General features: G+C 54.3%; 4 protein-coding genes. All 4 read right to left on the reverse strand.

Going from position 1 to position 5685, the window contains the following annotated elements:
- Positions 1-233 precede the first annotated feature (233 nt).
- On the reverse strand, positions 234-1283 hold the full coding sequence (gene fbpC / locus MES37_RS23200) for a ferric ABC transporter ATP-binding protein (protein WP_237932730.1): 1050 nt from the start codon (positions 1281-1283) through the stop codon (positions 234-236).
- 14 nt (positions 1284-1297) lie between these two features.
- Positions 1298-3376, reverse strand: a complete 2079-nt coding sequence (locus MES37_RS23205) for an ABC transporter permease (RefSeq protein WP_064547123.1) — start codon at positions 3374-3376, stop codon at positions 1298-1300.
- A 65-nt stretch (positions 3377-3441) separates the two neighbouring features.
- Positions 3442-4473 carry an ABC transporter substrate-binding protein gene (locus MES37_RS23210; protein ID WP_064547117.1) on the reverse strand — a complete coding sequence of 344 codons (1032 nt, stop codon included), beginning with the start codon at positions 4471-4473 and terminating at the stop codon, positions 3442-3444.
- A 9-nt stretch (positions 4474-4482) separates the two neighbouring features.
- On the reverse strand, positions 4483-5685 hold a 1203-nt coding region (locus MES37_RS23215; RefSeq protein WP_237932731.1), incomplete at its 5' end, for an MFS transporter.

Below are 5685 nucleotides of genomic sequence, written 5' to 3' on the forward strand. Positions count from 1 at the left end.
TTGTAACAGTGCAGAAATGGATTCAACGGAGGGGGAAGGGTTTTAGGGTGAAATTGCACAATTAGATAATTATTTGCAATCGATATATTTTATAATGCCTGATAGTTCAATAAATAATAACGTGGAATATTGTCAATGGTTAAATATTAACTCATGTGATTATTTAATGAAGCGGGTAAAGAGCGAGCTACCCGCTGGTGTGAAAATAAACTGCAGTAAAAAAAACAATTTTGCTACGCAGCATCCGCCAAAATAAACATACCGTACGGATGGATCTCGAGATAGTAATTATCCCCAACATCAGGCTGTAGGCGCGTGGCATTCACCTGCAACAACAGCGCCTGACCATGCCATTCCACCGTCACTTCATATTGCGGCCCCATATACGCCACATGGCGCACCACGCAACGCTGGCTTTCGTCACCGTGTTCACTCAGCGTTATCGCCTCCGGACGCACGCCAACCGTGCCTTCGTTCTGCGTCACGGTAAGTTGTGGCGGGCGGGGTAAACGGTAGCCGTGGATCTCGACAAAATCGCTGCCAAAGCGCGCCGGGAAGATGTTGGCATCGCCCATAAAACTTGCCATAAAGCGCGAGGCGGGCTGGCGATACAACGTCTGCGGGCTGCCAATCTGCATGATTTCGCCTTTGTTCATCACCAGTACCGTGTCCGATACCGCAAAGGCTTCGCTCTGGTCGTGGGTGACGTACAGCGAAGTGATGTTGAACTGTTTTTGCAGCTCGCGGATTTTGTCGCGCATGCTGCGGCGCAGGTTGGCATCCAGGTTACTCAGTGGTTCATCAAACAGCAGCACTTTGGGTTTGAGGATCAGCGCACGCGCCAGTGCCACACGTTGTTGCTGGCCACCGGAAATCTGGTCAACAAAGCGGTCTTCGAAACCGTCTAAATCGACCATTGCCAGCGCTTCTTTTACGCGCGTTTTGATTTCTGCGCGTGGCGTGCCGAGCATTTTCAGCCCGTAACCGACGTTATCGCCCAGCGACATATGCGGGAACAGGGCATAGGACTGGAACACCATGCAGATGTCACGTTGCTGAATAGAGCGGTGCGTCACGTCTTCGCCATCAATAAAAATCTGCCCTTCGGTGGGTTTCTCAAGCCCGGCCACCAGGCGCAAAACTGTAGTTTTCCCGCAGCCGGATGGCCCGAGCAGCGTCACCATTTCCCCTTTAGGAATGGCCAGATTAATGCCCGCAATGACGGTGTTATTACCAAACCGTTTCGTGACATTGCGCAGTTCTACAAAATGAGGTTGTGTCATGTTTTACTCCGTAATCACGCGTTGGTTTTGGCTTTTGAACGTGAAATTCGCGCTTCACCAATCAACCAGTCAAAGATGAAAATAATCGTCAGCATCACGACAATAAGGATTGAGCCGTAGGCAATCGCCACGCCATATTCGCCATCTTCCACGCGGTTCAGAATGTAGGCGGTGGCGACACGGGTATCCGGAGTGACGAGGAACACAATGGCGCTGACGGTCGTAATGGCGCGCACAAAGCTGTAAATCAGCGCCGACAGAATCGCCGGGCGCAGCAGCGGCAGCAGAATGTTGATAATGGTGCGCATCGACCCGGCTCGCAGGCTCAAAGAAGCTTCGTCGAGTGACTTGTCGATTTGCCCCAGCCCGGCAATGCCCGCACGGATACCTACCGGAACGTTACGCATCACCATCGACATAATCACAATCGCCGCAGTTCCCGTCAGGTAAACTGGCGCGCTGTTAAACGCCAGAATGTAGGACACGCCTGCCACGGTGCCTGGTACCGCAAAGCACAGCATGGTGGTGAACTCGATAGTCTTTTTGCCACGGAACTGCTGGCGCACCACAATCCAGGCAATCAACAAGCCGAAGAAAGCGGTGATGGGCGCGGCAATTCCGGCGTACAGCAAGGTGTCGAGCAGTGAAGGCCATGCGCCATCGCTCATTCCCTGGCCGAACAGTTTGATGAAGTTATCGAAGGTCAGCGTGTAATCCACGCCCCAGTTGACGGTGAAACTGCCGTAGAAAATGCTGCCATAGAGCAGGGCGTTAAAGGCAATCCACACCGCTAATAACGCCACCACCGCCCATACCAGAGTGACCGGCAACGGTTGTACATCACCACGGTTGGATTTACCGGAAACCGTGACGTAGGAGCGTTTGCCAATCCACATGTACTGAATGCAGAACACCAGCAGCGAGAACAGTAGCAGGAACGCGCCGAGGGTACTGGCGGCCTGGTAATCCAGCTGTGAACCGGTGATGTAGAAGTAGATTTGCGTGGCGAGCACGTCAAAGTTGCCGCCTAACACCAGCGGGTTACTGAAGTCCGCCAGCGATTGCACAATCACAATCAAAAATGCGTTTGCCAGCGCCGGTTTCAGCAGCGGTAAAAACACCCCTTTGAAGGTCTTCCAGCGTGTAGCCCGCAGGGTATAAGAGGCTTCTTCCAGCGACGGGTGAATGGTTTTAATCGCGCCATCGAGGATCATAAATGCCATTGGTGTGAAGGCCAGAACTTGCGCCAGCCAGATGCCGGTAAAACCGTACAGCCAGTTGGTGTTCGTCAACCCGAACCAGTCAACCATCAATTCGGTAATATAACCTGAACGCCCCATCATCAGCGTGACGCCAAGGCCAACCACAAACGGCGGGGTGACAATCGGCAGAATCGAGAAGATACGGCCAATAATGGCGCTACGTTTGGCGATGCGTGTGGTGTAAATCGCCAGCACCAGGCCGAAGAAGGTGCAGCCAATGCCCACCGCAATCGACAGCGCGATGGAGTTGATAATCACCTGAATAATATGCGCCTGGCTGAGCACCGCCATAAACGCCAGTGGGGCAAACTCGCCGCTGTCGGTGGTAAACATCGGAATGAAAATCGCGATGCTTGGCCAGACAATAAACACGCCAATTAGCGCCACAATCGCCACCAGCGAGCCAATGACAAAACTGTCGCCGCCCAGCCATTCGAGGCGCGTCAGAGCAAGGGTGATAACCATGCCGAGCGCGATAAACAGCACCAGTGTGGCATAGCCTAGCCCGCGTTCCGTCACGGTGGCGCTGACCACCACAAAGGCCATGCACAGCAACGCCCAGCCTGCATCGAAATAGTGGCGCTGGCGCTTTTCCGGCCCTGAGGCATGGAACGGGCGCAGCAGTAATAGCGACGGTAAAACGTACCACAGCAAACTGATGTTAATTCCCGACCAGCTATAAGCCGCGAGCAGTTCGTCACCGGTTGATTCAAACAGGCCGTAATCCAGGCTCCAGCTTGGCAGCAGGGCAAAAGCCAGCCAGCACAACGCCACCCACCAGAGAATAGCGTCCCGCTTCTGCGCAGGACGCAAAAGTAAAGTTTCAGACATAAGTGCCTCATCGGCCAAAAGAAAAGGAGGGGGCAGGTGACGTGACGCCGTCACCTGCTAATGGGTTAGTTACCCATTTTCACTTCGCTAACCCACTTATTGATCAGCGCTTTGCGCATCTCGGTCGCGCCGTATTTGTCCATGTCATAGTTGATGAGTTTCAGGTCATCGAGCTTGAGCGACAGCGGGGAGCTTTCAGCGGTGGTGTTGGTCAGAATTTGGTAGGACTTGCCTTTTTTCCACGACAATTCCTGCGCTTCTTTCGACAGCACCCAGTCAACGAACAATTTGGCGTTGTCCATGTTGCGCGCGCCTTTCAGGATGCTGACGCCGCCAATTTCATAGCCGGTGCCTTCGCAGGGGGAAATCAGCTCCAGCGGTGCGCCGTTCTCTTTTTCCAGCGAGTAATCATGCAGGAAGCCAATGCCGATAGCGGTTTCGCCACGAGCGGCGTTACGTGCCGGAGCAATGCCGGATTTGGTGTACTGGGAAATATTGCCGTTGAGTTTTTTCAGGTAATCAAACGCCTGATCTTCGCCCCAAAGCTGCGCGAAGGTTGCCAGTGCGGTGTACGCCGTGCCTGAGCTTTGCGGGTCAGCAACCTGGATTTCGCCTTTATAAATTGGGTTGGTGAGATCTTTCCAGCACTTGGGCACCGGCAGGTTTTTCTCTTTCAGGCGCTGAGTGTTGACGCCAAAACCGAGAATGCCGATATACACCGCAGAGGAGTAGTTGCCTTTGCGTTTTGCCGGGTCCTGGAACTTCGGCATGATTTGCGCGAGGTTGGCGGATTTATACGGCTCCAGCAGGTCCATTTCACCCGCCTGAGACTGCGGATCCAGCGTGCCGCCGTACCACACATCGGCCTGTGGGTTTTTCTTCTCGGCATCCACCTTCGCCAGTGTGCTGCCGGAACCGTTACGGATAAACGAGGTTTTCACATCGTATTTTTCGCCAAACGCTTTGGTTTCAGTTTCACACATTTCATTGGTGGCGCTGCAATACACCACCAGACGGCCTTTGGCCTGCGCGGCACCGGACAGGGTAGCCAACGCAACACCCGCAGCAACCAGAGAAGAGAGCACGGTCAGTTTCATATTATTATCCTAAGTGTCCTGAGGTAAGGTGATTGCCGGATCCATGGCACCAACACTCCTGTCTTGCGCGCTGATGCCCGCCATTAACAGGGGCATCAGCAAAAATCCAATCAGTGCGGCAGCCACGGTTAACAGCGCGAACATCCCGGACCAGCCATAACGCTCAATCACTTGCGACAGTGGCCATCCCGCCAGTGCCGCGCCTAAATAGGCAAACAAACCTAAGAATCCTGTGACGCTACCCGCAGCCTGCTTATGGCTGCATTCCACGGCGGCGAGGCCAATCAGCATCTGCGGGCCAAAGACAAAAAAGCCGATGGAGAAAAAGCACACTGCCAGTAGTGCGTAATGGTGTACGGGCGATAACCACAGGGCGGCGACGGAAACAAACAGCCCTAACGCAAACAGTAAAATCATCGGCCCGCGCTGGCCGCGAAACAGCAAATCTGAACCCCATCCGGCAAACAACGCCCCCAGCAAACCGCCCATTTCGAACAACATCACCGTGGCGTTGGCGCTGAGTAAATTCACGCCGTGGCTTTCGGAAAGCCAGATATTGCCCCAGTCGTTAAGCGCGATACGAATCAGGTACACCAGCACGTAACTGACGCCGAGCAGCCAGACCATTGGGTTTTGCAACACGGTGCTGCGAAACATTTGCCACTGTGGCATCGCCGGGCTGAGTTGCTGCTGGCGCATTTCTAGCGGGTCATGTCGCCAGACACCGACCGGTGGTAATCCCATTTCTTGTGGCGTGCCGGTTAAGCTACGGCATAGCCAAATCCCGGTGATGATGCCGATACCACCCGAGACAAAAAGCGACGCCTGCCAGCCGAACCACAGCGCCATCAGCGCGGAAATCAACGGAACGGCAGCGCCGCCGAGGTTAATGGAGGTATTCCAGCAGCCCCACCAAAAACCGCGTTCGTTGCGCGAATACCAGTGCGTTAGCAATCTGGCGCAGGGCGGCCATCCCCAACCCTGGAAGAAGCCGTTCAGCGTCCAGATAACCAGCAACATCGGTAAGTTGCTGCCGAAGGCAAAAAGAATGTTCAGTATTCCGGTTGCCAGCAGGCCCGCGCCCATAAACCAGCGTGCGCCCCGACGGTCGTGCCACAATCCGGCGACAAATTTCGACAGGCCGTAGGAGAGATAAAACAGCGTACCCAGCAGGCCGATATCGCTTTTGCTTAACGCCAGGTCGACCTGCAT

It is taken from the genome of Buttiauxella sp. S19-1 (assembly GCF_022134725.1).
Classification (GTDB): Bacteria; Pseudomonadota; Gammaproteobacteria; order Enterobacterales; family Enterobacteriaceae; genus Buttiauxella; species Buttiauxella ferragutiae.

Bases quoted from the DNA above. Each gene is read 5' to 3' on its own strand.
- fbpC (WP_237932730.1), bottom strand. From the start codon at position 1,283: ATGACACAACCTCATTTTGTAGAACTGCGCAATGTCACGAAACGGTTT.
- MES37_RS23205 (WP_064547123.1), bottom strand. From the start codon at position 3,376: ATGTCTGAAACTTTACTTTTGCGTCCTGCGCAGAAGCGGGACGCTATT.
- MES37_RS23210 (WP_064547117.1), bottom strand. From the start codon at position 4,473: ATGAAACTGACCGTGCTCTCTTCTCTGGTTGCTGCGGGTGTTGCGTTG.